Source organism: Cupriavidus sp. 21MJTG02-4, from assembly GCF_057798975.1.
Window position 1 is genome coordinate 32722 of sequence record NZ_JBYOJP010000029.1, and the last position, 21661, is coordinate 54382.

At 66.6% G+C, this 21661-nt stretch carries 23 protein-coding genes and 1 rRNA gene; 15 read left to right on the forward strand and 9 right to left on the reverse strand.

What is annotated here, in order from left to right:
• Positions 1-112 precede the first annotated feature (112 nt).
• Positions 113-457, forward strand: a complete 345-nt coding sequence (locus AC3FKH_RS32760; RefSeq protein ID WP_488679758.1) for a YgiW/YdeI family stress tolerance OB fold protein — start codon at positions 113-115, stop codon at positions 455-457.
• Positions 458-499: 42 nt separating this feature from the next.
• Here the strand turns inward: AC3FKH_RS32760 and AC3FKH_RS32765 are convergent, their stop codons facing one another.
• Positions 500-706 (reverse strand): dodecin, encoded by a 207-nt coding sequence (locus AC3FKH_RS32765; protein ID WP_483733197.1) that lies wholly within the window; start codon positions 704-706, stop codon positions 500-502.
• 203 nt (positions 707-909) lie between these two features.
• On the opposite strand from AC3FKH_RS32765, the gene AC3FKH_RS32770 reads away from it, so the two are divergent.
• The 3 genes from AC3FKH_RS32770 (at position 910) to AC3FKH_RS32780 (ending at position 4028) form a co-directional block, all read left to right on the forward strand.
• Entirely contained in the window at positions 910-1578 is a 669-nt protein-coding gene (locus AC3FKH_RS32770; RefSeq protein WP_483712592.1) for a phospholipase D family nuclease, read from the forward strand.
• 76 nt (positions 1579-1654) lie between these two features.
• Positions 1655-2368 (forward strand): dienelactone hydrolase family protein, encoded by a 714-nt coding sequence (locus AC3FKH_RS32775; RefSeq protein WP_488679759.1) that lies wholly within the window; start codon positions 1655-1657, stop codon positions 2366-2368.
• A gap of 115 nt (positions 2369-2483) precedes the next feature.
• Entirely contained in the window at positions 2484-4028 is a 1545-nt protein-coding gene (locus AC3FKH_RS32780; protein ID WP_488679760.1) for an acyl-CoA synthetase, read from the forward strand.
• A 562-nt stretch (positions 4029-4590) separates the two neighbouring features.
• Here AC3FKH_RS32780 and AC3FKH_RS32785 read toward each other — a convergent pair.
• Positions 4591-5241 carry an outer membrane lipoprotein gene (locus tag AC3FKH_RS32785; protein ID WP_488679761.1) on the reverse strand — a complete coding sequence of 217 codons (651 nt, stop codon included), beginning with the start codon at positions 5239-5241 and terminating at the stop codon, positions 4591-4593.
• A 134-nt stretch (positions 5242-5375) separates the two neighbouring features.
• The gene (locus tag AC3FKH_RS32790; protein WP_488679762.1) at positions 5376-5831 is read right to left on the reverse strand and encodes a MarR family winged helix-turn-helix transcriptional regulator; all 456 of its coding nucleotides are present in this window, start codon (positions 5829-5831) and stop codon (positions 5376-5378) included.
• 221 nt (positions 5832-6052) lie between these two features.
• Here AC3FKH_RS32790 and AC3FKH_RS32795 point away from each other — a divergent pair, with 221 nt between their 5' ends.
• Together AC3FKH_RS32795 and AC3FKH_RS32800 are read left to right on the forward strand one after the other, a co-directional pair.
• Positions 6053-6616, forward strand: a complete 564-nt coding sequence (locus AC3FKH_RS32795) for a YggT family protein (RefSeq protein ID WP_483733202.1) — start codon at positions 6053-6055, stop codon at positions 6614-6616.
• Positions 6617-6775: 159 nt separating this feature from the next.
• Positions 6776-7099, forward strand: coding sequence for a hypothetical protein (locus tag AC3FKH_RS32800; RefSeq protein ID WP_488679763.1), 324 nt, complete (start codon positions 6776-6778; stop codon positions 7097-7099).
• Positions 7100-7139: 40 nt separating this feature from the next.
• Here AC3FKH_RS32800 and AC3FKH_RS32805 read toward each other — a convergent pair whose 3' ends face one another.
• Positions 7140-8066, reverse strand: coding sequence for a LysR family transcriptional regulator (locus AC3FKH_RS32805; protein ID WP_483733204.1), 927 nt, complete (start codon positions 8064-8066; stop codon positions 7140-7142).
• A gap of 120 nt (positions 8067-8186) precedes the next feature.
• On the opposite strand from AC3FKH_RS32805, the gene AC3FKH_RS32810 reads away from it, so the two are divergent.
• Positions 8187-9722 carry an MFS transporter gene (locus tag AC3FKH_RS32810; RefSeq protein ID WP_488679764.1) on the forward strand — a complete coding sequence of 512 codons (1536 nt, stop codon included), beginning with the start codon at positions 8187-8189 and terminating at the stop codon, positions 9720-9722.
• 157 nt (positions 9723-9879) lie between these two features.
• A complete protein-coding gene (locus AC3FKH_RS32815; RefSeq protein ID WP_488679765.1) occupies positions 9880-10710 on the forward strand; it encodes an IclR family transcriptional regulator in 831 nt (276 codons plus the stop codon).
• 28 nt (positions 10711-10738) lie between these two features.
• Here the strand turns inward: AC3FKH_RS32815 and AC3FKH_RS32820 are convergent, their stop codons facing one another.
• Positions 10739-11551 (reverse strand): phytanoyl-CoA dioxygenase family protein, encoded by an 813-nt coding sequence (locus tag AC3FKH_RS32820; RefSeq protein ID WP_488679766.1) that lies wholly within the window; start codon positions 11549-11551, stop codon positions 10739-10741.
• Between the two features lie 188 nt (positions 11552-11739).
• Between AC3FKH_RS32820 and AC3FKH_RS32825 the strand changes: the two genes are divergently transcribed.
• The 5 genes from AC3FKH_RS32825 to AC3FKH_RS32845 all read left to right on the forward strand — a co-directional run bounded on the left by AC3FKH_RS32825 (position 11740) and on the right by AC3FKH_RS32845 (position 17872).
• Positions 11740-12657 carry an AAA family ATPase gene (locus AC3FKH_RS32825; protein WP_488679767.1) on the forward strand — a complete coding sequence of 306 codons (918 nt, stop codon included), beginning with the start codon at positions 11740-11742 and terminating at the stop codon, positions 12655-12657.
• A gap of 5 nt (positions 12658-12662) precedes the next feature.
• Positions 12663-13703, forward strand: a complete 1041-nt coding sequence (locus AC3FKH_RS32830) for a DUF58 domain-containing protein (RefSeq protein ID WP_488679768.1) — start codon at positions 12663-12665, stop codon at positions 13701-13703.
• Positions 13700-15730 (forward strand): transglutaminase TgpA family protein, encoded by a 2031-nt coding sequence (locus tag AC3FKH_RS32835; protein ID WP_488679769.1) that lies wholly within the window; start codon positions 13700-13702, stop codon positions 15728-15730. Before AC3FKH_RS32830 ends, AC3FKH_RS32835 begins: the two co-directional genes overlap by 4 nt.
• 73 nt (positions 15731-15803) lie before the next feature.
• Positions 15804-16292 (forward strand): MarR family winged helix-turn-helix transcriptional regulator, encoded by a 489-nt coding sequence (locus tag AC3FKH_RS32840; RefSeq protein ID WP_488679770.1) that lies wholly within the window; start codon positions 15804-15806, stop codon positions 16290-16292.
• On the forward strand, positions 16289-17872 hold the full coding sequence (locus AC3FKH_RS32845) for an MFS transporter (protein ID WP_488679771.1): 1584 nt from the start codon (positions 16289-16291) through the stop codon (positions 17870-17872). The genes AC3FKH_RS32840 and AC3FKH_RS32845 overlap by 4 nt, the downstream gene beginning before the upstream one ends.
• Positions 17873-17924: 52 nt before the next feature.
• Here the strand turns inward: AC3FKH_RS32845 and AC3FKH_RS32850 are convergent, their stop codons facing one another.
• Positions 17925-18248 carry a hypothetical protein gene (locus AC3FKH_RS32850; RefSeq protein ID WP_483712613.1) on the reverse strand — a complete coding sequence of 108 codons (324 nt, stop codon included), beginning with the start codon at positions 18246-18248 and terminating at the stop codon, positions 17925-17927.
• A 266-nt stretch (positions 18249-18514) separates the two neighbouring features.
• Complete coding sequence (locus AC3FKH_RS32855) at positions 18515-19981, reverse strand: DegQ family serine endoprotease (RefSeq protein ID WP_488679772.1); 1467 nt, start codon at positions 19979-19981, stop codon at positions 18515-18517.
• Positions 19982-20158: 177 nt separating this feature from the next.
• Here AC3FKH_RS32855 and AC3FKH_RS32860 point away from each other — a divergent pair, with 177 nt between their 5' ends.
• Together AC3FKH_RS32860 and AC3FKH_RS32865 are read left to right on the forward strand one after the other, a co-directional pair.
• Positions 20159-20695, forward strand: coding sequence for a MarR family winged helix-turn-helix transcriptional regulator (locus AC3FKH_RS32860; protein WP_488679773.1), 537 nt, complete (start codon positions 20159-20161; stop codon positions 20693-20695).
• On the forward strand, positions 20692-21114 hold the full coding sequence (locus AC3FKH_RS32865) for an organic hydroperoxide resistance protein (RefSeq protein WP_011301667.1): 423 nt from the start codon (positions 20692-20694) through the stop codon (positions 21112-21114). Before AC3FKH_RS32860 ends, AC3FKH_RS32865 begins: the two co-directional genes overlap by 4 nt.
• A 54-nt stretch (positions 21115-21168) precedes the next feature.
• On the opposite strand, the gene AC3FKH_RS32870 is transcribed toward AC3FKH_RS32865, so the two are convergent.
• Together AC3FKH_RS32870 and rrf are read right to left on the reverse strand one after the other, a co-directional pair.
• Positions 21169-21441 carry a GIY-YIG nuclease family protein gene (locus AC3FKH_RS32870; RefSeq protein WP_488679774.1) on the reverse strand — a complete coding sequence of 91 codons (273 nt, stop codon included), beginning with the start codon at positions 21439-21441 and terminating at the stop codon, positions 21169-21171.
• A gap of 120 nt (positions 21442-21561) precedes the next feature.
• Positions 21562-21661: ribosomal RNA gene (gene rrf / locus AC3FKH_RS32875) — 5S ribosomal RNA — on the reverse strand; the annotation flags it as partial.

Genomic DNA, 21661 nt, shown 5'->3' on the forward strand with positions numbered 1-21661 from the left:
GTGCGCGCAGATGCAGTGCGAGGAAGGCAGCCTGTTCAGCGTCGGTTCAGCCATGCCGGCGCATCATCGTTTCCGTCGCCCCCAGAACTTCGAACATACAAGGACGAGCACCATGAAACGCATCCTGATCGCCACCGCCTTTGCCATGGCAGCCGCTGCCGCCCACGCCCAATACACCGGCCCTTCGGCGATCCCCGCCGCCACCGTCAAGTCCCTGCAGCAAAGCGGCAAGGACGACCAGCATGCCGTGCTGCGCGGCAAGATCGTCAGCCATGTCGGGCACGAGCGCTACGTGTTCGCGGACGGTACGGGACAGATGCAGGTGAAGATCAAGGCCTCGCGCTGGCCCGCGCAAAAGCCTGTCGACGCCAATACCACGGTCGAGCTGCTCGGCGAATACGACAAGGAGCTGATCGGCGAATCGCACTTCGACGTGAAGGAAATTCGCCTGCCCTGAACGGCGCGGCCTGCCAGCGTGCACGGGTGCGCCGCGGCGCGCTCAGCTCACGCGGAAGCCGATCTTCAGCGTCACCTGGAAATGCGCGACCTTGCCGTCCGCGATATGGCCGCGCGTTTCGACGACCTCGAACCAGTCGATATGCTTGATGGTCTCGCTGGCCTTGGTGATGGCATTGCGGATGGCAGCGTCGCAGCCGTCGGCCGACGAACCGACGATCTCGACGAGCTTGTAGGTATGGTCGCTCATATCCCTTCTCCTTGGCCGGCTGGCACCGACGCGGTTCCATCCATCATAGGCACGCCCACGGCGAAAACCCAGTAGACGCATGCGGCGAAAAGGACTGTTACACACGGGCCGCTTGTCCCGTGTGAAGCGGGCTGCTACGCTGCGGGCCCGCATTGCCGCGCGGCGTGGCATGCGGGGCCTCCGTCCCCGAACCGAATAGCAACGTGAACCATCGATTCAAGCGCGCGGCCCTGTCCGCCCTGCTGCTCGCCGCCTGCGCAACCGGCCTGGCCCAGGCCCGCTCCACTTCGGCACTCGACAGCATCACCGACTCCCTCAGCAATACTTTCAACGAGGCCATCGCGAAGCTGCCGGCCGCGCCTGGCCAGAACGCAAGGCCGGACGCTTCGGCACGGCCCGTCAACGCCCGGCCGTTTGCCTCGGGCAGCGGCTACACCCTGTGCTTCGTGCCGGACGGCGTAAGCTGCCAGGACCTGCTCGTCAACGCCATCCGCGGCACGCGCCAGCGGCTGCTGATCCAGGCCTATTCCTTCACCAGCAAGCCGATCGCCGAGGCCGTGGCGCAGGCGCACAAGCGCGGCGTGGACGTGCGCGTGATCCTCGACAAGAGCCAGGTAAGCGAGCGCTATACCAGCGCCACGTTCCTCAAGCACGCGGGCATCCCGGTCGTCATCGACACCAAGCCCGCCATCGCGCACAACAAGGTCATGGTGTTCGACGACCAGGCCGTGTTCACCGGCTCGTTCAACTTCACCAAGTCGGCCCAGGAACGCAACGCCGAGAACGGCATGCTGATCCGCGGCGACGCGGCCGTGGTCAAGGCCTATACCGACAACTGGAAAGCGCGCTACCAGCAGTCGTCGGCATACTGACGCGGCCGCGGCATGAATCGGCGAGCGGTGGCAAACTTGCGGTTTGCCCACCTCAATCCAATTGGAACCCGCCATCATGCCAGCCATTCCCGACAGCAAGTGGATCCGCGTCGACGCCGACACGGGCAGCTTCGACGCCTACCTGAGCCTCCCGCCCGCGGGCGTGCAGCCTGACGGCCCCGCCATCGTGCTGCTGCAGGAGATCTTCGGCGTCAACGAACATATCCGCGCCGTGGCGGACCAGTATGCGGCCGACGGCTACACCGTACTCGCCCCCGACGTGTTCTGGCGCGATGCCCCGCGCGTCGAACTCGGCTATGCCGGCGACGACATGAAGCGTGGCATGGACTTGCGCAAGTCGGTGGATGTCGAAGCCGCCGTGCGGGACATCGCCGCGACCGTACGCGCGCTGCGCGCGCATGCCGGTGCCGGCAGCAAGGTAGCCGCGGTGGGCTATTGCTTTGGCGGCCTGCTCGCCTATCTGAGCGCGGCGCGCGGCCTGGTCAATGCCGCCGTGCCGTACTACGGCGGCGGCATCCAGAACAACCTGCAGGAAGCCAGCACGCTGAACGTGCCGGTGCAGTTCCACTATGGCGCGCTCGACGCGCATATCACGCCCGATGCGGTCGCCAACGTGCGCGCCGCGGTGGCCGGCAAGCGCGGCACCGAAGTCTTTGTCTACGAAGGCGCCGACCACGGCTTCAACTGCTGGGCGCGCGCGAGCTACCACCAGCACAGCGCGGCCCTGGCACACGGCCGCGCACTGGCCTTCCTGGCCCAGTCGCTGTAAGCGATCCCGGCCCCTCGCCCGAGGGGCCTGCCTTGCCATGGGCGCGCCGCAACCGTATGCTGCGCTGCTGAGCTTCAAGACTTGCTGGATCCAAACCAAAACGACGGAGACCACCATGCAGTCAGAGCAGCAGCGCGCCCTGCGCAACACCATCCCCGATGCCGTGGCCCGTGCCGTGCGGCGCCACCCCGCCAAGACCGCCATCCGCTTCGGCGCACGCAGCTTGACTTACCAGCAGCTCGACGCCGCCGCCGCACGCGTGGCGGGCGCGCTGGCGCAGTGGGGCCTGCGGCCCGGCGATCGCGTCGCGGCCTTCGGCAAGAACTCCGACGCCTACGTGCTGCTGTGGCTGGCCTGCCTGCGTTCCGGCCTGATCCATGTGCCAGTGAATTTCTCGATGACGCGGGCCGAGGCGGAGTACATCGTCACGCAGTCGGGCGCGAGCGCGATCTTCGCCGATCCGTCGCTCGCCGAGCGCGTGCAAGGATTGCCTTGCCGCGTGAGCGGCACGCTGCATGGCGGCGGCGAGCGCGACATCCTGCTGGCGGCCTCGCACGGCCCGGCCGCACCGGTGCTGTCCGAACTCGCCGAGGAAATGCCAGCGCAGATCCTGTACACCTCCGGGACCACGTCGGCCCCCAAGGGCGCCGTGCTCACGCATCGTGCGCTGCTGGCCGAGTACGTGAGCACCATCGCGGCTTGCGACGTGCGGGCCGGCGACTATTCGCTGGCGGCGCTGCCGCTCTACCATTCGGCGCAGATGCATGTGTTCCTGATGCCGCTGCTGCTGTGCGGCGGCACCACGCTGATCGCCGACAGCCCCGAGGCGGGCTTCTGCCTGCGCACCATCCATGAAGAAGGGATCACCAGCTTCTTTGCGCCGCCCACGGTGTGGATCGCCTTGCTGCGCCACGTCGACTTCGAGCCCGCGCGGCTGGGTACGCTGACCAAGGCGTACTACGGCGCGTCGATCATGCCGGTGCCGGTGCTGCTGGAACTGCAGGCGAAGCTGCCCGCGCTGCGTTTCTACAATTGCTATGGGCAGAGCGAGATCGGTCCCCTCGCCACGGTGCTCGGCCCGGAGGAGCATGCCGCGCGGCCGGCCTCGGCAGGGCGGCCAGTCCTCAATGTGGAGACGCGTATCGTCGACGAGAAGATGAACGACGTCTCGCCTGGCACGCTCGGCGAGATCGTGCACCGCTCGCCGCAACTGCTGACCGAATACTGGGACAAGCCTGAGCAGACCACCGAAGCCTTTGCTGGCGGCTGGTTCCATTCCGGGGATCTCGGCTATATGGATGAAGCGGGCTACCTGTATGTCGTGGACCGCATCAAGGACGTGATCAACTCGGGCGGCGTGCTGGTATCGAGCCGGGAAGTCGAGGAATGCCTGTACACCCACCCCGCCGTTGCCGAAGTTGCGGTGTTCGCGCTGTCCCATCCCAAGTGGGTGGAAGCCGTGACCGCGTGCGTGGTGCTCAAGCGCGATGCCACGGCCAGCGAGGAAGCCCTGGTAGCCCACGCGCGCCATGCGCTGGCACCGTTCAAGGTGCCCAAGCGCGTCGTGTTCGTGGCGGACTTGCCGCGCAATACGGCCGGGAAGCTGCTCAAGCGGAAGTTGAGGGAAGACTATGCGGGGTTGTTTGGAGACGGGGATTAAATCTGGTTCGTCGCCGAATTGCGGGGCGGCGTTCTTGGCTCGCGTCGCTGTTTCGCCGGCGTAGCCGGAAGGGGCTTTTGGCGATGACTGGCTCGTCGTTCTTGGCAGGCGCGGCTGTTTCGCCGGCGTAGCCGGCGAGTTACTTCTTGTCCAAGCGACAAGAAGTAACCAAGAAACGCGTTTACTTGCCCTAACGGGCGAATATTGATCGTAGCGTGCGCAGAATTTCGTACGGGTATTCGCTTCAGAGTCTGCCCGGCTGCCTGCCGCGTGGAGCGCGTCCGTCTGCAGGCTCTCCGACAATGATTGAACCAGCCCCGAAACTGTCCGTGGCCCGACACTGCGAACGCCATCGCATCATCGCCTACGGCTGCTGCGCGGCTCAGTAGTTGGCAGGCGGGACGACATCAACGACACAGATGCCGGTGCTTCCGTTTCTTCCCGTCCCTCGGCTTTCACTGAGTGCGCGCAGCGCCGCCGTAGGCATCCTACCGATGGCGGTGTTAGGAGGAGCCACCAAGTAATCCGGGTGCGCTCATCTGCCCCAGTCCCTGGCCCGCCATCAATACGGCACCGCCACGCCGTTCTCGACCTTCACCCTGTCCCCGTTGCGAAGCTGGTAAGGATTGGCCTGCGTCACCGTCAGGTACCCATTGTCATTGGTCCTGACCCGCACCCGATAGGCCGGCGGCACGGCGCTACCGCGCTTTTCCACTTCGTTTCCGGCCAGCGCGCCGACGACCGCGCCGCCGATGGTGGCCACGGTGTTGCCGCGCCCGCCGCCAACCTGGTGCCCCAGCAGCCCGCCCACGACGCCGCCGACCACCGCGCCGGCGCCGCTCGTGGACGCTGCCTGCCCCTGCACGACTTCAATCGACTCCACCCAGCCATAACGCACACCATACTGTTCGGCGCCGTTGTTGCCATAGCCATTGTCGGCCGGATAGCCCTGCTGGTAGCCCGGTTGCGGATAGCCCTGCTGCTGCGGGTAACCTGCCTGCGGATAGCCCTGTTGCGGGTAAGACGTCTGCGGATAAGAACCCTGCGGGTAGGACGCTTGTGGATAGCCCGCCTGTGTGGCGGCGCTGCCGCCGTAGGAACCATAGCCTCCCGAATAACCGCCCGCGTAACCACCATAGGGCGCGGTCACGCAACCGGCCAGCGCGCCGGCACCAAGCACCGCAAGCACAACCGAACGAAAGGGGATGGACATGGAAACGACTCCTGCGAATTCGCGTGTTGGGAATGCGCGCGAGTCTAGGGCCAGCAGCGCCCGGCGGGTGTCACCACGAATTGTGATTGGTAACTGGCTGTAACCGCACGGCCAACCGCCGCGGCACGACGGCTTCAGTCGCGCTCGGCCTCGTCGTCGTTGAATGCGGTAATGCGCGCCACGCGGAAGGCCCCGCGCAACGATTCCAGTTCGGTCCGGTGCAGGACAGCCAACCGGTTCAGGCAGCGCTCGCCTTTCGCGAGCAGATGCACCTGAACCACGCGACGGTCTTCGCTATTGAGCTTGCGCTTGACAAGGCCTGCAGCCTCGCAGCGGTTCACCAGCGCCACCACGCCGTGCTGCTTGGCCTGCAGGCGCTCGGCCAGTTCGCCGATCGATGCCCAGTCCTTGCCGGCGCTGCCGCGGATATGGAGCATCAGCAGGTACTGCTGCACGGTCACGCCTTCATCGCGCGCCGCGTCTTCCGAGAAGCGGAGAAAGCGCCGGAGCTGGTAGCGGAAGTCGGAAAGCGCCTCGAAGTCCGGCTTGTTGAGCGGCGACGGTTTCGGGGAGGCGGACTTGCTGGGCATAGGCGGGTAAGACGGCGGATAAGACGGCGGATAAGACGGAATAACCGCGCGTTCGCGCACGGGACGGCCGGCGGCAGAAATCGGATCGACGCAATTATAGGGGCAAGTCACGGAGTGTCCCGCCACAACGCCTGATGCGAAGCCGCGCCGTCAGGGCATCCGGCTATGGCAGAATCTGTGCGGTTGCAGACACCTTTACCTCCGCCACGGAAACCTGACCGATGTTCACGGAAATCGCCCTCTTCCTGCTCGATACCGTCTTTACCCTGTTCGGCATGGCCCTGCTGCTGCGCGTGTGGATGCAGTTCACGCGCATGCCCACGCGCAACCCCGTCTCGCAAGGTGTCTTTCAGGTCACTGACTGGCTGGTGCGGCCGTTGCGACGGGTCATTCCCGGGCTGGGCGGCATCGACTGGGCCACGGTCATCAGCGCCTGGCTTACCGCGTTGGCGTTCCTGCTTCTGGTCGCCACGCTGACCGGCGGCGAGCTGCTTGCCTTCCTGCCGATGCTGCTGCTGGCCGCGCTGCTCTATGTGCTCAAGTGGGGCATCAGCCTGGTGATGTGGGTGACGCTGCTGATGGCGATCCTGTCGTGGGTGAACCCGCATTCGCCCGTGACGCCGGCCATCAACCACCTCACCGCGCCGTTGCTGCGCCCGATCCAGCGCGTCATGCCGCGCCTGGGCGGCTTCGACATGTCGCCACTGGTGCTGTTCCTGGTCGCGCAGATCCTGCTGATGATCATCGCCCGGCTGAGCGTGGGCGTGTTCGGCATGCGCTACTGAGCCAGGCCGCCCATAGGGCGTCCTCATGACGCCGTGATGACATTGTTCAGGCAGCAGGACAGTGTGTCGAGGATTGACCCTTTTTCCCCGGTCTTCGAGGTCCTACATTACAGGTCAACGTGGCGGACGCCACAAACCCTGACAAAGAAGGACACGATCATGAAGACCCTTGCACAACGCCGCAACCTTGCCACTTCGGTTCTTTGCGCGCTCGGCCTGACGCTGGCCGCCGCTGCCGGCGCACACGCCGCCGAGCCGGTTTCGGACCTGGCCCGCCTGGATGGCGGCGTCGCCCGCGTGGGCAACGTGGACCCGTTCCTGGACGGCGCCCACAACGGCAAGCGCGACCCGTACACCGACGGCGCGAAGCTGGGCAAGGTGGATCCGTTCACCGATGGCGCCAACCTCGGCAAGCGCGACCCGTACACGGACGGTGCCCGCGCGATCAATGAAGCCCGCAGCGCCTTCACCGACGGCGCCTGAGCCCCTCGCTGAACGGAAAGTCCCCCGCATCTCCGCCCGGTCAGAAGACCGGGCCGGCCATGGCGTCCTGGCCCAGTTCGGGCTCCAGCATCGACTCGATCGCCTCCATGAACGCCCGCACCTTGCGCGGCTGCAGACGCCGGTCTGGCAGCAGCGCAAACGCCCTCAGCGGCGGCAGCGGGAATTCGGGCAGCACGCGCACCAGCCTGCCCTGCGCCATTTCCGCCTCGCAGTAGTTCACCGACAACTTGGCAATGCCCAGCCCCGCCAGCGCGCCCTGCAGCCGCAGTTCCGCGTTGAAGGTCTGCATGCGCGGCCGGATCGGCACCGTGAAGCACTCGTCGTCGCGCTGGAATTCCCAGACGGTATCGCCCGGGGTGGTCAGCGTCGGCAGATTGGCCAGGTCCTCGGGGCGCATCAGCGGCGGCAGGCTGGCCGCCAGGGCCGGCGCCGCAAAGAGCCCGCGCTCCACGTGGTAGATGCGGCGCGCCACCGTGCCGGAATCCGGCAGGTCGGCGTCGACGATCACGAACGCCACGTCAAACCCGTCGCGGATCGGATCGACCAGGCCTTGCGTGATCTCCACTGAAACGTCCAGCGCCGGATGGGCCGCCAGCGTGCGGCAGATGATGCCACCCAGCTGCTGGGCGCCGAATTCGTAAGGCGTGGCAATGCGCAGCACGCCCTGCACGCGCTCTTCGCGCGCGAGCGTTTCCTGGCGGATTTCGCGCAGGCGCGCGAACAGCGGCGCCACGTCGCGATAGACCGCGCTGCCGGCGTCGGTCAGCCGCATGCGGCGCGTGGTGCGCTCCAGCAGCTTGGCGCCGATGGCGGTCTCCAGGCGCGCCACGGCCGCCGATACGCGCGACTTCGGGCAATCGAGCTGTTCCGCCGCTGCCGTAAATGTGCCCTGCTCGACTACGCAGCAGAACGCCTCCCAATCATTCCACTGGATTGTTTCATTCACCGGACAAAGTTTCCCTGACAAGCTGTAGTTCCAGACGGAAGGCAACATTATGCTTTAGCGATGCAACAAACGTCCGTCTCCGCAGTATCTGGCGCCCCTGACGCCAAAGGCCAGGTCACCATGGCTGCCGCCGCCCCCCAACGCCCTCGCATGCAGATCGCCAGCCACCCGGAAATGGGCCACTGGCGGCTGTCGCTGTTCGGGCTGACGCTGGGGCTGGTCACCGGCATCGACTTCTCTTCCACGCTCATGATGGGCGTCGCCAGCCAGCACATCCAGGGCGGCGTGGGCGCCGCGCCCGAAGACTACCTGTACGCCGTCTCGGCCTATGCGGCCACGGCGGTGCTGATGAACATGGTGCTCGACCAGATCGCGCGCCGGACCACGTACAAGCGCTTCACCATCGCATCGCTGCTGGTGTTCATCCTCGGCTCGCTGCTGTGCGCCGAAGTCTCCAGCCCCGGCGGGCTGATCGCCGGCAAGGCCGTGCAAGGCCTCGGCGCGGGCGGATTGTTCGCGGCGTCGCGCATCCTGGTGCAACTGGTGTCCACGCCGGCCGAGCGCGCGCCGCTGATGCTTCGCTTTGGCGGCGGCTCGTTTGCGATGCTGGCCATCACCCCCTGGCTGACCAGCATCTTCCTGGACGATATCGGCTGGCGCGCGGTGTTCCTGTTCCAGGCCGCGATCGCGCTGCCAGTACTGCTGTCGGTGATCGCCACCTACCCGACGCGCGCGCCGCGCGATCCGCATCCGCCGGTGTCCACGCTGGACTGGCCGGCCGCCATCGCCGCGGCGCTGGGCGCGCTGGTGTTCCTGCACACGCTGCAGGAGATGCGCTACACCCGCTTCTTCAGCTCGCCGGAGATGCCGCTGGCCGCGCTGCTCGGCGTGGGCCTGTTCGCGTTCAGCGGCTGGCGCCTGTACCGGCATCCGGACCCATGGATCGACTTTTCGCGCCTGGCCGGACGCCAGTACCTGTATGGGCTGGGGTTCTACGCGCTGTATTACCTGCTGTCGTCGGCCTGGGCGTTCCTGCTGCCGACGCTGACGCAAAGCGGCCTGGGCCTGACTTTCCGCTCCACCTGCATGCTGCTCTCGACGAGCGGCACCATCTCCACCATCGGCGCTGTGATCATCACGCTGGGCATGGCGCTGGTCTTCCGCAAGCGCCGCGTGATCGCCATCGGCTTCATCATCTATGCGTGCGCGGCCATGCTGCTGTCCTACCAGCTGATGCCGGGCGCGCCGGACTATGCGCTGGTGCCGGTGGTGCTGCTCGAAGGGCTGACACCGGTGTTGCTGATGGTCCAGGTCGCGTCGATGACGTATCTCGACCTCCCGGTCGAGGATTTCTCGCACGCGTACCAGTTCAAGAATGTCTGCAAGCAGATCGCCTCGGCCAGCGGCACGGGCCTGGCCAGCGTCTTCATGCAGGACGGCCTGGCCGCGCATCGGACGCACCTGGTCGAGCACGTCACGCGCTTCACCCCCGCGCTGCAGACGCCGGACGCGCTTTCCCTGTCCAGCCTGGCGAAAATCTCGCTTGAAATCGACCGGCAAGCCACGCTGCTGGCCGGCATGGACATGCTGCACGGCTTTGCGGCGCTGTGCGTGGCGATGGCCGTTTTCGTCCTGCTGCAGAAGAGCTTCCGCTGACACGGCCCACGGCATAGCGGTGCAGGAGACAGCATGGCGGCGGCGCTCCGGACGGGGCGCCGCCCGCGCGTGCATCGGCCTGCACTGGCGAAATCGCCGTATTTCCTCTACTCTTTCGGCCTTTGCGTGCCCATCCGGCCCTGCCGGTGCCTGACAGATGGCCAGTCCCGCCGACCCCCGACCTACCGCGGAAAGCGCCGCCACCTCCGCCACCACGCCCGAAAAGCCCAGCGACAGCTATGTGCAGTCCTTTGCACGCGGGCTGTCCGTGATCCGCGCCTTCAACGCCGAACACCCGGCACAGACCCTGACGGAAATCGCCCAGGCCAGCGGCCTGACGCGCGCCGGCGCGCGCCGCATCCTGCTGACACTGGTAGGTCTTGGCTATGTGCAGGCGGAAGGCCGGCTGTTCCGCCTGACGCCCAGGATCCTGGATCTCGGCTTCGCCTACCTGACCTCGATGCCGTTCTGGAACCTGGCCGAGCCGATCATGGAGACGCTCTCGCAGCAGGTCCATGAAAGCTGCTCGATCTCCGTGCTCGACGGCACCGAGATCGTCTACGTGCTGCGCGTGCCGGCCCGCAAGATCATGACCATCAACCTGTCGATCGGCAGCCGGCTGCCGGCCTATTGCACGTCCATGGGACGCGTGCTGCTGGCCGGCCTGGCCGATGACGAACTGGACCACGTGCTGCGCAATACCGAACTGCGCGCGCACACGAGCCGCACCGTCACCGATCCTGCCGCGCTCAAGGCCGTTGTCGCCGATATCGGCGCGCGTGGGTGGGCACTGAACGACCAGGAGCTTGAAGAGGGCTTGGTATCGCTGGCCGCACCCATCCGCAACCGCTCCGGCCACACCATCGCCGCCCTCAATATCAGCGGGCAGGCCAACCGCACCAGTGCCGCGGAAATGCTCGAGCGCTTCCTGCCTCCGCTGCTGGAAGCGGCCGGCAAGATCTCGGGACTGGTCGGCCTGCGCACCTGAGCGGCACAGGCTCGCCCCGCAGCCGGCGCTACAGTTCGACGCTGCCGAACTCCGCCGAGCGCGTGCCCTCTATCGGGCGATTGCTCGCGCCAAAGTAGGCGAACGCCACCGACAGCTTCACCGCATTCGAGCTGTTGCGCCCCGCGGCATGGAACAGCCGGCTGTCAAAGAACAGCACGTCGCCGCGATGCAGCGCCAGCGACGCGGCGCCCTGCAGCAAGGGCTCGCTGGCCGGATGCGCTTCGATCAGGAACTCGGCCGGGTCAAGCTGGCCCGGCTCCAGCCGCGCCTTGTGCGAGCCCGGGATGACGCGCAGGACGCCGTTGCGCTCGTCCTCGTCGCCCAGCGCCAGCCACACCGTCACAAGCTCCGGACTGATGAACGACCAGTAGCGGGTATCGCGGTGCCAGCCGGTCTGGCTGCCGTAGTGCGGATGCTTGGTCATCACGCAGTTATGGTGCGCCAGCGTGATGCGCGCGGGTTCGCCGAGCAGGGACTGCACCACGACCACCAGGCGCGGGTCGGTGGCCCAGTCGCGAAACACCTGGTCGCGGCCGTAGGCCTGCCGCAGGCGCCTGACCGTGCCGCCGCCGGCGGCATCGCGATGGGCCGGTGCCCCCGGATAGCCCAGATCGGCCTCGAACTCCACGGGCGGGATGGCCGCGTTCAGGTGGGTGCGCGTGACCGCCTCAAGCGCGGCGCAAGCCTCCTCGGGGGCAAAGCCGCGCAGGACGATGAAGCCATCCTGATGGAATGCCTCGGCCAGGCGCTGCAGCGCGGCGGGATCGGGTTCGTTGGAAGTGGCAGACGGAAAGGGGGAAGCGTCCAGCGGGGAGGTCATTGCGGCAGGGGGGAATTCAGGCCAGGACACGGCCGACACGACGATGATGCCAGAACCCGGCGGACCTCGCCCGGCCTGGCGGGCGCGTGCGACCGGGCAAATGCTGTCTTCGTGCGGAAACAGACTGTGCCGTGCAAGCCGCACGCCGCTACAATGCGCGAATTCCCTGTCTTCCAGCCGAGGCCAACGTGACTGCTCGCCCGCGCATCGTCGCTACGCTCGCCGAAGCCCAGACCCGGCTTGGCCGCATCGTGCTGGGCAAGCCGCGCCAGATCCGCCTGGCGCTGGCGTGCATGCTGGCGCGCGGCCACCTGCTGCTGGAAGACCTGCCCGGCGTGGGCAAGACCACGCTGGCGCACGCGCTGGCCCGCACGCTCGGGCTCCAGTACCAGCGCGTCCAGTTCACGAGCGACCTGCTGCCCGCCGACCTGATCGGCGTTTCGGTGTTCGTGCGCGACTCGGGAGATTTCCGCTTCCATCGCGGGCCGGTTTTCGCGCAGGTGGTGCTGGCCGACGAAATCAACCGGGCCCCGCCCAAGACGCAGAGCGCGCTGCTCGAAGCCATGGCCGAAGGCCAGGTCACGTATGACGGCGCCACGCACGCACTGCCATCGCCGTTCTTCGTGATCGCCACGCAGAATCCGCTCGAACAGCTCGGCACGCACGCACTGCCCGAATCGCAGCTGGACCGCTTCACCATGCGGCTGTCGCTGGGCTACCCCGACGCCGCGTTCGAACGCGTGCTGTACCTGGGCGGCTCCACGCCGCCGCAGGCCGAGCCGGCCATGGACGCTGCCCAGGTCCTGGCTTTCCAGGACGCCGCGGCACAGGTCTACGCCAGCCCCGCGCTGGTGGACTACGTGCTGGCGCTGGTGCAGGCCACGCGCACCAGCAGCGCGTTTGCGGCCGGATTGTCGCCGCGCGCGGGGCTGGCATTGCTGGCCTGTGCCCGGGCGTGGGCGTTGCTCGATCAACGTGAAATGGTGCTGCCCGAAGACGTGCAGGCAGTCTTTAGCGCTGTGGCCGCACACCGCCTGGCGCCCGCCGGCGCGCGGACCGGCACGGACAGCGTGGCCACGTTGCTGGCCGGCGTGCCCATCCCCTGACGGCCATGCCGCGCGACCGGTCCGCGGCCACCCGCCATGCCGCGTTGCCGCTGCCCGGCACCGCGCCATACCGGCGGCGCTGGTTCCGGCCTCCGCGAGTCCCCGAACAACGCGAGGTGCGGCTGGACCGCAGGCGCCTCTATATCCTGCCCACGCGCGGCGGCCTCGGCTTCGCCGTCCTGCTGCTGGCCATGCTGGTGACCTCGCTGAACTACAACATCAGCCTGGGCTTCGGGCTCACGTTCCTGCTGGCGGGCATCGGCATGGCATGCATGTGGACGGCGTATCGGAACCTGCTCGACCTGTGCGTAATGGCCGAACCCGGTGTGGCGGCCAGGGATGCCTTCGCCGGCCAGGACGCGGCATTCGCGCTGCGGCTGCCCAATACCGACACTCAGGCCCGCATCGGCATTGAAGGCCGCATCGCCGCCATGCCCGCGGCTGCGCCTTCCAGCGTCACGCTGGATGCGACCAGCGACCGCACGCTGACACTGCTGGTGCCGGCTACGCGACGCGGCTGGCTGCGCGTTCCCCGCGTCACCGTGTCCAGCCGCTTTCCGTTCGGGCTGTTCCGGGTCTGGGGATATGCGGACCTGGGCCTGTCGGTGCTGGTCTTTCCGGCGCCAGAGCCCGCCGCGCCGCCGCTGCCCCCGATGGCCGCGCTGGACGCGGGCGAGGACGCCAACGCCAACGGCCATGCCACCGACGAAGGCATCGATCAGTTGCGCAAGTACCGCAGCGGCGATCCGCTGCATCGCATTGCCTGGAAGCACAGCGCGCGCACCGGCCGCTGGATGAGCCGCGCCGGCGAGCCGCCCGCGCGGCCGATGCGCTGGCTGGACTGGCACGCCCTGCCGGCCGGCATGCCGGCCGAGGCCCGGCTGTCACGGCTGTGCGCGTGGCTGCTGGCGGCCGGCGACGAGGCGGAAGTCGGCCTGCGCCTGCCCGGCGTGGAGATCCGGCCCGCCCGCGGCACGGTTCATCGCCGCGCGTGCCTGGAGGCGCTGGCGCTGTGGCGCGCGCCAGACCACGGAGGTGCGGCATGAGCACGCCGGCACGTCCGCTGGCGCACCAGGATCACGGCATCCTGCTCGGCCAGCTCGCACTGGTACTCGCGCCGCAGGCGCGCATGCTGCCGGTGTCGATCAGCCTGCTGCTGCTCGCGCTGCTGGGCTGGCGCTGGCTGCTGTGGCGCAGGCGTGCGCCGCTGCCCTCGCGGGCGATCCTTGCCATGGCGGCCGTGCTGGTCCTTGGCATCGCCGCCGCGCTGATCTGGCAGGATGGCGGCGGCACCATGCGCGACCTTGCCGTCGCCATGCTGGGCGCCTTTGTCGTGCTCAAGCTGCTGGAGTGCCACAGCCTGGCGGACGCGACCCTGGTCACGCAGCTGTCGTTCTACCTGCTGCTGACGCTCTACCTGTCCGATCAGCCGTTCTGGCTGGCCCTGTATAGCGTGGCGATCGGTGCATGGGTGCTGCGCAACTGGCTATTGCTGCACCACCCGGAGGCGCGAGGCCAGTTGGCCATCTGGCCGCTGCTGGGCCGCATGGCGTTGATCGGCCTGCCCTGGGCGCTCGTGCTGTTCGTATTGTTCCCCCGCCTGGAACGTCCGTTGTGGCAACTACCGCCATCGGCGCCGATGTCCCGGACCGGCATCAGCGACGTGATGCGTCCGGGCAGCGTCGTGCAGCTCGTACGCTCGACGGAAGTCGCCTTGCGCGCCGAGATCGATGGCAATGCGCCGCCCTCCGGGGCGCTCTACTGGCGCGCCCTGGTGCTGTGGCAGTTCGACGGCGCAAGCTGGCTTCCGATGCCGCAGCGCCAGCAGTCCACGACGCCCGCGGAGCCTTCGCCATCGGTCGGCGCACGGCAAGCGGGCAACGTCGACTACACCGTCACGCTCGAGCCCAGCCAGCAGCGCTGGCTGTTCACGCTGGACCGCGGCGTGGCGGTGTCATTGAACGTCAATGCGCGGGTCTCCGCGGATGGCGAGTATTTCCTGGCTACGCCGGTCGACCAGCGCATCCGCTACCGGGCACGCTCCGCGCTGATGTCCGCGCCCGAAACCCTGTCGGCGCGCACGCGGTCACTGGCCCTGAGCCTGCCGCCGGGCAACTCGCGCGCACGCGAGCTGGCCGCGCGCTGGGCCGGCAGCTACGCCGACCCGGCACAGCGCGTGCAGGCCGCGTTGCGCCTGTTCGCCTCGGCGCCGTTCGGCTATACGCTGCGGCCACCGCCGCTCGGCACGGAACAGATCGACAGCTTCTTGTTCGACACGCATCGCGGCTTCTGCGAACACTACGCGAGCAGCTTCGTCTTCCTCATGCGTGCGGCGGGGGTGCCGGCACGCGTGGTGGCCGGCTACCTGGGCGGCGAGTACAACCCGATCGGACGCCACTACATCGTGCGGCAGGCCGACGCCCACGCCTGGGCCGAGGTCTGGCTGGATGGACGCGGCTGGGTACGCGTGGACCCGACCAGCGCGGTGGCCCCCAGCCGTGTCGAACAGGGTCTCGATGCCGCCCTGGGCGGGCAGGAATCCGGGGTCTGGTCGCCGGACCAGGAAGCCGGCTGGCTGCGCAACCTGCGCTGGGCCTACGACGGGCTGACCTACACATGGCAGCGCTGGGTCCTGCAGTACGATCGCAGCCAGCAGGAGCGGCTCTTCGGCGAATGGCTGCCTGGCATCAGCGTGGCACAAGGGCTCGCCTGCGGGCTGGCCGCCCTGAGCTTGCTGGCACTGGTGCCACTGTGGCTGCGCCGCCGCCGGCTCGACCCGGTCGAAGCGAGCTACGCGCAGGTCTGCCGCATGCTGGCGCGGCATGGTTGCGAGCGCGGTGCGGCAGAGGGTCCGCAGGCATTCGCCCAACGCGCGGCGGCCCGGCTGCCACACGCGGCGTCGGCCATTCATGCCTTCATCGGCACCTACATCGGTCTGCGGTACGGCGCGATGCCAGAAGCACGGCGGACGGCGGAACTCGCAAAGCTGCGCACGGGCGCGCGCCACTTGTCGGCCAGCCTTCGCATGCGGCACGGCCAGAACACGGTGACTGGCGAGATTGGTCCCGTCTGATATAATTTCATCCGTAACTATTACAGATGAAAGCACTCGCGCAGCCAAGCCGCGACTGTGTGCCCTCTCCGCCATGTCCTTCGAGCAACGTATCGAGCGCTTCAGCGCCGCCCATCCGGACGCACCCCGCGACCTGATCCTGGCGTCCCGCCTGCTGCTTCGCACCGCGCGCCTGCTGCGCGACCACATCAACCGGACGCTGGCCCCGTTCGACCTGGACATGAGTCAGTACCTGGTCCTCAGCATGCTTGCCGTCGACGAAGGACAGCCGAGCATGCCGTCCGAGCTTGGCGCAACCATCGACGCCACGCGCACGCAGATGACCCGGCTGCTCGACGGCCTGGAAGTGCGCGGCCTCGTTCGTCGCCAGGCTTCCGCGCAGGATCGCCGCGCGCTCGAGCTGACGCTCACACCGGCCGGCCGGCGGCTCCTGGAGCGAGCGCTACCGCTGGTTCACGCGGCCTATGGCGAAGCCTGGGCACCGGTGGGCGAAAGCAGCGTGGCCGCAAGCACGCGCGTACTGAACCGGCTGCACCAGAGCCTGCAGGCGCTGCAGCCATGAATCCGGGATCGCGCTGGCAACCGCTCTGGCAGCTGCGCCTGAGCTTGCGCTGGCTGCGGTGGCTCAGCCACCGGCAGCGCCAGACCCTGCTGATGATGCTGCTGGCCCTGGCCACCGGCGTGGAGTTTCTCGAGAACATCATGTTCGTGTTCGCATCGAGCCACATCATGGGCGGTGTCGACGCGGATCCTCGCAGCTTCGCGCTGGCGCAAGCCGCCTACGCCGTGGGCAGCATGCTCATGATCCTCAAGCAGCAATGGTTGTCGCGCCGCTTCGGCTACCGCTACTACGTGACCGGCGCGCTGCTGATCTTCATGGCGGGCACGCTCGCCGCGGCCACCAGCCACTCGCTCACGCAACTCGTTGGCGCGCGCTTCGTGCAGGGATTCGGCGGCGGCGCACTGTTCACGAGTTGCCGCATCCTGGTGGCCGTCCTGTTTGGCCCTGTTGACCGGCCGCGCGCCAGCCGCATCTTCATGACGGGCATCTTCGTGGCGAGCGCTCTCGGGCCTGCGCTCGCGGCCGAATTGGTCGATCGCGGCGTGTGGCAAGACGTGTTCTACGGCGCGCTGCCGTTTGCCGCGCTGGCCGCCCTAGGCGCCTGGGTACTGCTGCCGGATGCCGAGCCGCGCAAACCGTCCCCTAGCCCGGCCCTCGGCCCGCTACTGCTGTTCGGCGCTGCTATCGTCACGCTGCAGGCCGCCATGACCGAGGCCCGCTTCGACATCTTTTCCCATCCGATACGGCTCGCACTGATCGCCGCTGCCGGCCTGGGCTTGCTCGCTGTCTTCCTATGGCATCAGTGGCACCATGAGGCGCCGGTGCTGCACCTGCGGGCACTGCGCAACCCCGTCTACCTGGCCGGGATCGGGATGTACTTCGTGTACTACATGATCAACAACCTCAGCGCCTACGTGTTTCCGATCTACGCGGAGCAAGCGCTGCGGATTCCTCTCGCCACGACCGGATGGCTCAACACGTTTGCAGCGCTGGTGAGCCTGACCGGGGTCATGGTCTACCTGCGGTACGCACCACGCATGACGCGCAAGAAGCCGCTGATGGTGACAGGCTTGCTGCTGATGGCCGCTACCGCGTGGTGGTTTTCGCGCATGCCGCCGGATGCCGGACCGCCCGCGCTCGCCTGGGGCCTGGTCGGCAAGGGACTGTTCGGTGTGCTGGTCATCATCCCGATCGCGGGTCTGACATTCCGCTCACTCAGCGGCGAAGAGTTTGCGCACGGCTACCGCAGCAAGAACCTGATGCGGCAGATTGCCAGTTCCTTTGCCTCGGCCATTGGCGCGGTGTTGCTGCAAAACCGGCAGTTCGCCGTGCATGACAGCCTGGTGCACGCGCTGGGGCAACGGACCGCGGAAGCCCAGCTCTGGATACAGTCGGTACAGGCCGCACTGGTGTCTCGAGGCCTGGATGAAGCGCAGGCTCGCCATGGCGCACTGGCTCAGCTTGGCGGGATAGTGGAACAACAGTCCCGTCTGATTGCTTGCGAGGATCTCTACCGCCTGATTGCGGTGCTGGCGCTGACCGCTGCGGTGTACATGCTGCTGCAGCGCCGCCTGGACTAAGGCGCTACGTGGGGCGGTGCCATCGACGTGGCGACCGGAGGAAAATCAGAACTCAGAACAGCGAAAGCTGGCGCATGCCAAAGCCGATCGTCTCTTCCACGCGCGCACGCGCATGGACCAGCGATCCTTCAGCGCCGGAATAGTTGCCCGCCGCCCAGTGATAGACCACCGGCACGTCGCCGCGGTCGGACAGGCGAACCTCGCCCAGCTTCTCGCCGCGCTCGTTGCGGTAAAAATGCGAACGGTAACCGCGCTCCCAGTGCGGGGGCGCTTCCTTCTTGCGCCGCCGGGGGCTCGGCGCAGATTGAGCGGTGGGCGCAAGGCGCCGCGCTCTCTCGGGACCCGGTGTAATGGCTCGGGTGAAATCCAACTGCATAGACTTCCTTGTTCTGTCGAATGAGCAGGAACCAAGGTCGGCGGACCGTGCCGCCGCATGCTTCGTGCATCGCAGTCGAGATCATACCTGCTGCCGCGCTTTCTGTAAGCCCTTCCTTGCGCCGAAACCCGCTTCCGGCAAGGGTTCGCGGGTGGTATACCCGGTTCGTATACGGTGCGTATACCGCCCGTAAACGTCGCCGTATACCCCCGGTATACGGCGACCGAAAGACCCGGAAGCCTTATCGGTAAACGCTTGCGTGGATGTCAGCCAAGGTCGAGCGGAATGAAGATACGTGCTTCGTCGCGTTGAACCAGCAGTGCCACCTGCTTGCCGGACTTGGCCACCAGCGCGCGCAACTGGTCGGCCGAACCGATCGGCGTACCGTTGAGCGACAGGATCACGTCGCCGGGCTGGATGCCCACGCGCGCGGCGGGACCGGCAACGTCTTCCACCACGAGGCCGCCCTCGATCCCGCTTTGGCGCTTCTCCGCAGGCGTCAACTGACGCACGGCCAGCCCGAGCCGGCCGCCCGCCTGGTTGTCGCCGCCCTTCTGCGCGACGGACTCCTCCTTGGCGGCGCCCACCTTCACCGACAGCGTCATGGGCTGGCCCTTGCGGATGATCTTCAGCGACGTGTCGGTGCCCGGCTTGATATCCGCGACGTGTTCGGGCAGGTCGCCCGAATGGTCGATGACCTCATTGTCGAGTTGCACGATCACGTCGCCAGGCTTGAGACCGGCCTTCGCCGCCGGGCTGTCCGCCTCGACCGAATTGACCAGCGCACCGGACGGCTTGGGCAGGCCGAAGGACTGCGCCAGGGCCTGGTTGACTTCCTGCACCGAGATGCCAAGCCGGCCACGCGTGACCTTGCCATGCGCCACCAGTTGCTGCTCGACCTTCGTTGCCACGTTGATCGGAATGGCGAACGAAAGCCCCTGGTAGCCGCCGGTCTGGCTATAGATCTGCGAGTTGATGCCGATCACCTCGCCACGCTGGTTGAACAGCGGGCCGCCCGAGTTGCCCGGGTTCACGGCAACGTCGGTCTGGATGAACGGGACGTAGGTATCGTCAGGCAGCGAGCGCGATTTCGCGCTGACAATGCCCGCGGTCACGGTGTTCTCGAATCCATAGGGCGAGCCGATGGCCAGCACTGGCTCGCCAACCCTCACGCGCGACGGATCGCCCAGACGGACTACCGGCAGGTCCTTGGCATCAATGCGGATCACCGCGACGTCGGTCTGCGGGTCGGTGCCCAGCACCTTGGCCTTGAACTCGCGACGATCAGTCAGCTTCACGGTGACCTCCTGCGCGCCGTCAACGACGTGCGCATTGGTCAGGATCAGGCCGTCAGGGCTGACGATAAAGCCCGAGCCCAGGCCCTTTACCAGTTGCTGGCCGCTTTGCGGACCCTGGAACTGCGGGCCGAACCGCTTGAAAAACTGGAACAGCGGATCGTCAGGATCCATTCCAGATGGCGCCTGCATGGCCGTGCGCTGCGCGCGCGCGGTCACGCTGATGTTGACGACGGCGGGTCCGTACTGATCGACAATGCCGGAAAAATCCATCGGCGAGGCCACGGCGACGGACTGCCCCGGCGCGGCGACCGTGGCAGGCGCGGACGCGGCGTACCCCGGTGTGATGACTTCCTTCTGCAGGTAAGCATAGCCACCACCGATCGCGGCAAGCGCGGCAAAACCAATGGCGGTACGTGCAATGGTCTGGCGAATCATGGAATCTCCTTTCGCAGCAATACGCGGGCGCCGGTGCGGGTAAGCAAGGTGGCGCGACGGTTGGATACTAACCAGCGAGACTTAAGACACCCTTAAAGCGGCGGCCGCACCATGCGTCACCTTTCGTAATTTTCAACTTTATCTTGCGCACAATCTAATTGCGTATAAGATATCGACATGGACGACGCGATCAACCAACGCAAGGAAGACTGGCTGCTGCTCGACCAGCAGCTATGTTTCGCTCTCTATTCGACATCGCTTGCGATGACCAAGGCGTACAAGCCGATGCTGGATGAGCTCGGACTCACTTATCCGCAATATCTGGTCATGCTGGTGCTGTGGGAGCACGAGCAGCAGACGGTATCTGAACTCGGAAGCCGCCTGGCACTGGACTCCGGCACGCTGACGCCGCTGTTGAAACGGCTGGAAGGCGCAGGACTCCTGAGTCGCAGGCGGGACGCCGACGATGAGCGCCGCGTGCTGGTGGCATTGACGGATGCAGGCCGCACGCTGCGACAGTCCGCGGTCGGCATCCCGGAAAAATTGCTATGCGCGACGCAGTGTCCGATCACTGAAATTCAGGCACTGACGCAGCGCCTGCATGCATTACGGTCGACGCTGGAACATGCGCGAACGATCCCTGAGCAGCCGCCTGAAGATCAGAGCGTCGGCTCACTTGCCCTGATGGGCCACACTACCCTGGAGCTTCCATGAAACTCGAAAAAGTCCTGTACACCGCCCATGCCACCGCCACCGGAGGCCGCGATGGCCGAGCAGTGACGTCCGACGGCCAGCTTGATGCAAAGCTGGCACTGCCAAAGGAAATGGGCGGCAAGGGCGATGGCCTGAATCCGGAGCAACTGTTCGCGGCTGGCTATTCGGCCTGCTTTATCGGCGCCATGCGCCACGTTGCTGCCCAGCAGAAGATCGTGCTGCCGGCGGATACGTCAATCGAAGGCTCGGTCGGAATTGGTCCGATCCCTCAGGGTTTTGGCATCCAGGCTGAGCTGAAGATCTCCGTTCCGGGCTTCGAGCGCGAAGCCGTGGAAAAGCTGGTCGAGCAGGCGCACCAGGTGTGCCCGTACTCGAATGCGACGCGTGGCAATATTGAAGTGACGTTGACGGTAGTCTGACCTGCCAGAAGTGGCAAAAAGGCGTATGCCCTTGCGGCATACGCCTTTTTTCTTTCAGGAGCCGTGCTGCTCCAGCGTCGCGCAAAAGGCCATCTTTTCCTCCGGACTCATGCGCTTCGTCGCCAATTCCGCTTTCAACGCTTCGGATTTCGATGGAAATGAAATCTGTCCCAGTACCCGTAACGGTTTGCGCGAACGCGTGTATTTCGCGCCTTTGCCGGCCTGATGCTGCGCGAAGCGGCGCGCCACGTCCGTGGTAATGCCGGTGTAGATCGAACCGCCCGTGCATTCGAGCAGATAGAGGTACCACGGGCGCTCAATCGCCATGAGATTTTGATTCGAAAAACACGATCATGCGATATTAAGCCGCTTCGCCATGCGCGAACGCAGCCACCAAAGCAAAAACCCCTCGCAGCACATGCTGTCGAGGGGTTTTGCATTGTAAGAGCCTGGCGATGACCTACTTTCACACGGGTAATCCGCACTATCATCGGCGCGGAGTCGTTTCACGGACCTGTTCGGGATGGGAAGGGGTGGTTCCAACTCG

Coding starts and splice junctions, on each gene's coding strand:
- AC3FKH_RS32850 (WP_483712613.1), bottom strand. CDS start 18,248: ATGCAGTTGGATTTCACCCGAGCCATTACACCGGGTCCCGAGAGAGCG.
- AC3FKH_RS32830 (WP_488679768.1), top strand. CDS start 12,663: ATGCCGCGCGACCGGTCCGCGGCCACCCGCCATGCCGCGTTGCCGCTG.
- AC3FKH_RS32815 (WP_488679765.1), top strand. CDS start 9,880: ATGGCCAGTCCCGCCGACCCCCGACCTACCGCGGAAAGCGCCGCCACC.
- AC3FKH_RS32820 (WP_488679766.1), bottom strand. CDS start 11,551: ATGACCTCCCCGCTGGACGCTTCCCCCTTTCCGTCTGCCACTTCCAAC.
- AC3FKH_RS32865 (WP_011301667.1), top strand. CDS start 20,692: ATGAAACTCGAAAAAGTCCTGTACACCGCCCATGCCACCGCCACCGGA.
- AC3FKH_RS32840 (WP_488679770.1), top strand. CDS start 15,804: ATGTCCTTCGAGCAACGTATCGAGCGCTTCAGCGCCGCCCATCCGGAC.
- AC3FKH_RS32810 (WP_488679764.1), top strand. CDS start 8,187: ATGGCTGCCGCCGCCCCCCAACGCCCTCGCATGCAGATCGCCAGCCAC.
- AC3FKH_RS32835 (WP_488679769.1), top strand. CDS start 13,700: ATGAGCACGCCGGCACGTCCGCTGGCGCACCAGGATCACGGCATCCTG.
- AC3FKH_RS32765 (WP_483733197.1), bottom strand. CDS start 706: ATGAGCGACCATACCTACAAGCTCGTCGAGATCGTCGGTTCGTCGGCC.
- AC3FKH_RS32780 (WP_488679760.1), top strand. CDS start 2,484: ATGCAGTCAGAGCAGCAGCGCGCCCTGCGCAACACCATCCCCGATGCC.
- AC3FKH_RS32800 (WP_488679763.1), top strand. CDS start 6,776: ATGAAGACCCTTGCACAACGCCGCAACCTTGCCACTTCGGTTCTTTGC.
- AC3FKH_RS32775 (WP_488679759.1), top strand. CDS start 1,655: ATGCCAGCCATTCCCGACAGCAAGTGGATCCGCGTCGACGCCGACACG.
- AC3FKH_RS32860 (WP_488679773.1), top strand. CDS start 20,159: ATGGACGACGCGATCAACCAACGCAAGGAAGACTGGCTGCTGCTCGAC.
- AC3FKH_RS32845 (WP_488679771.1), top strand. CDS start 16,289: ATGAATCCGGGATCGCGCTGGCAACCGCTCTGGCAGCTGCGCCTGAGC.
- AC3FKH_RS32795 (WP_483733202.1), top strand. CDS start 6,053: ATGTTCACGGAAATCGCCCTCTTCCTGCTCGATACCGTCTTTACCCTG.
- AC3FKH_RS32790 (WP_488679762.1), bottom strand. CDS start 5,831: ATGCCCAGCAAGTCCGCCTCCCCGAAACCGTCGCCGCTCAACAAGCCG.
- AC3FKH_RS32785 (WP_488679761.1), bottom strand. CDS start 5,241: ATGTCCATCCCCTTTCGTTCGGTTGTGCTTGCGGTGCTTGGTGCCGGC.
- AC3FKH_RS32760 (WP_488679758.1), top strand. CDS start 113: ATGAAACGCATCCTGATCGCCACCGCCTTTGCCATGGCAGCCGCTGCC.
- AC3FKH_RS32855 (WP_488679772.1), bottom strand. CDS start 19,981: ATGATTCGCCAGACCATTGCACGTACCGCCATTGGTTTTGCCGCGCTT.
- AC3FKH_RS32870 (WP_488679774.1), bottom strand. CDS start 21,441: ATGGCGATTGAGCGCCCGTGGTACCTCTATCTGCTCGAATGCACGGGC.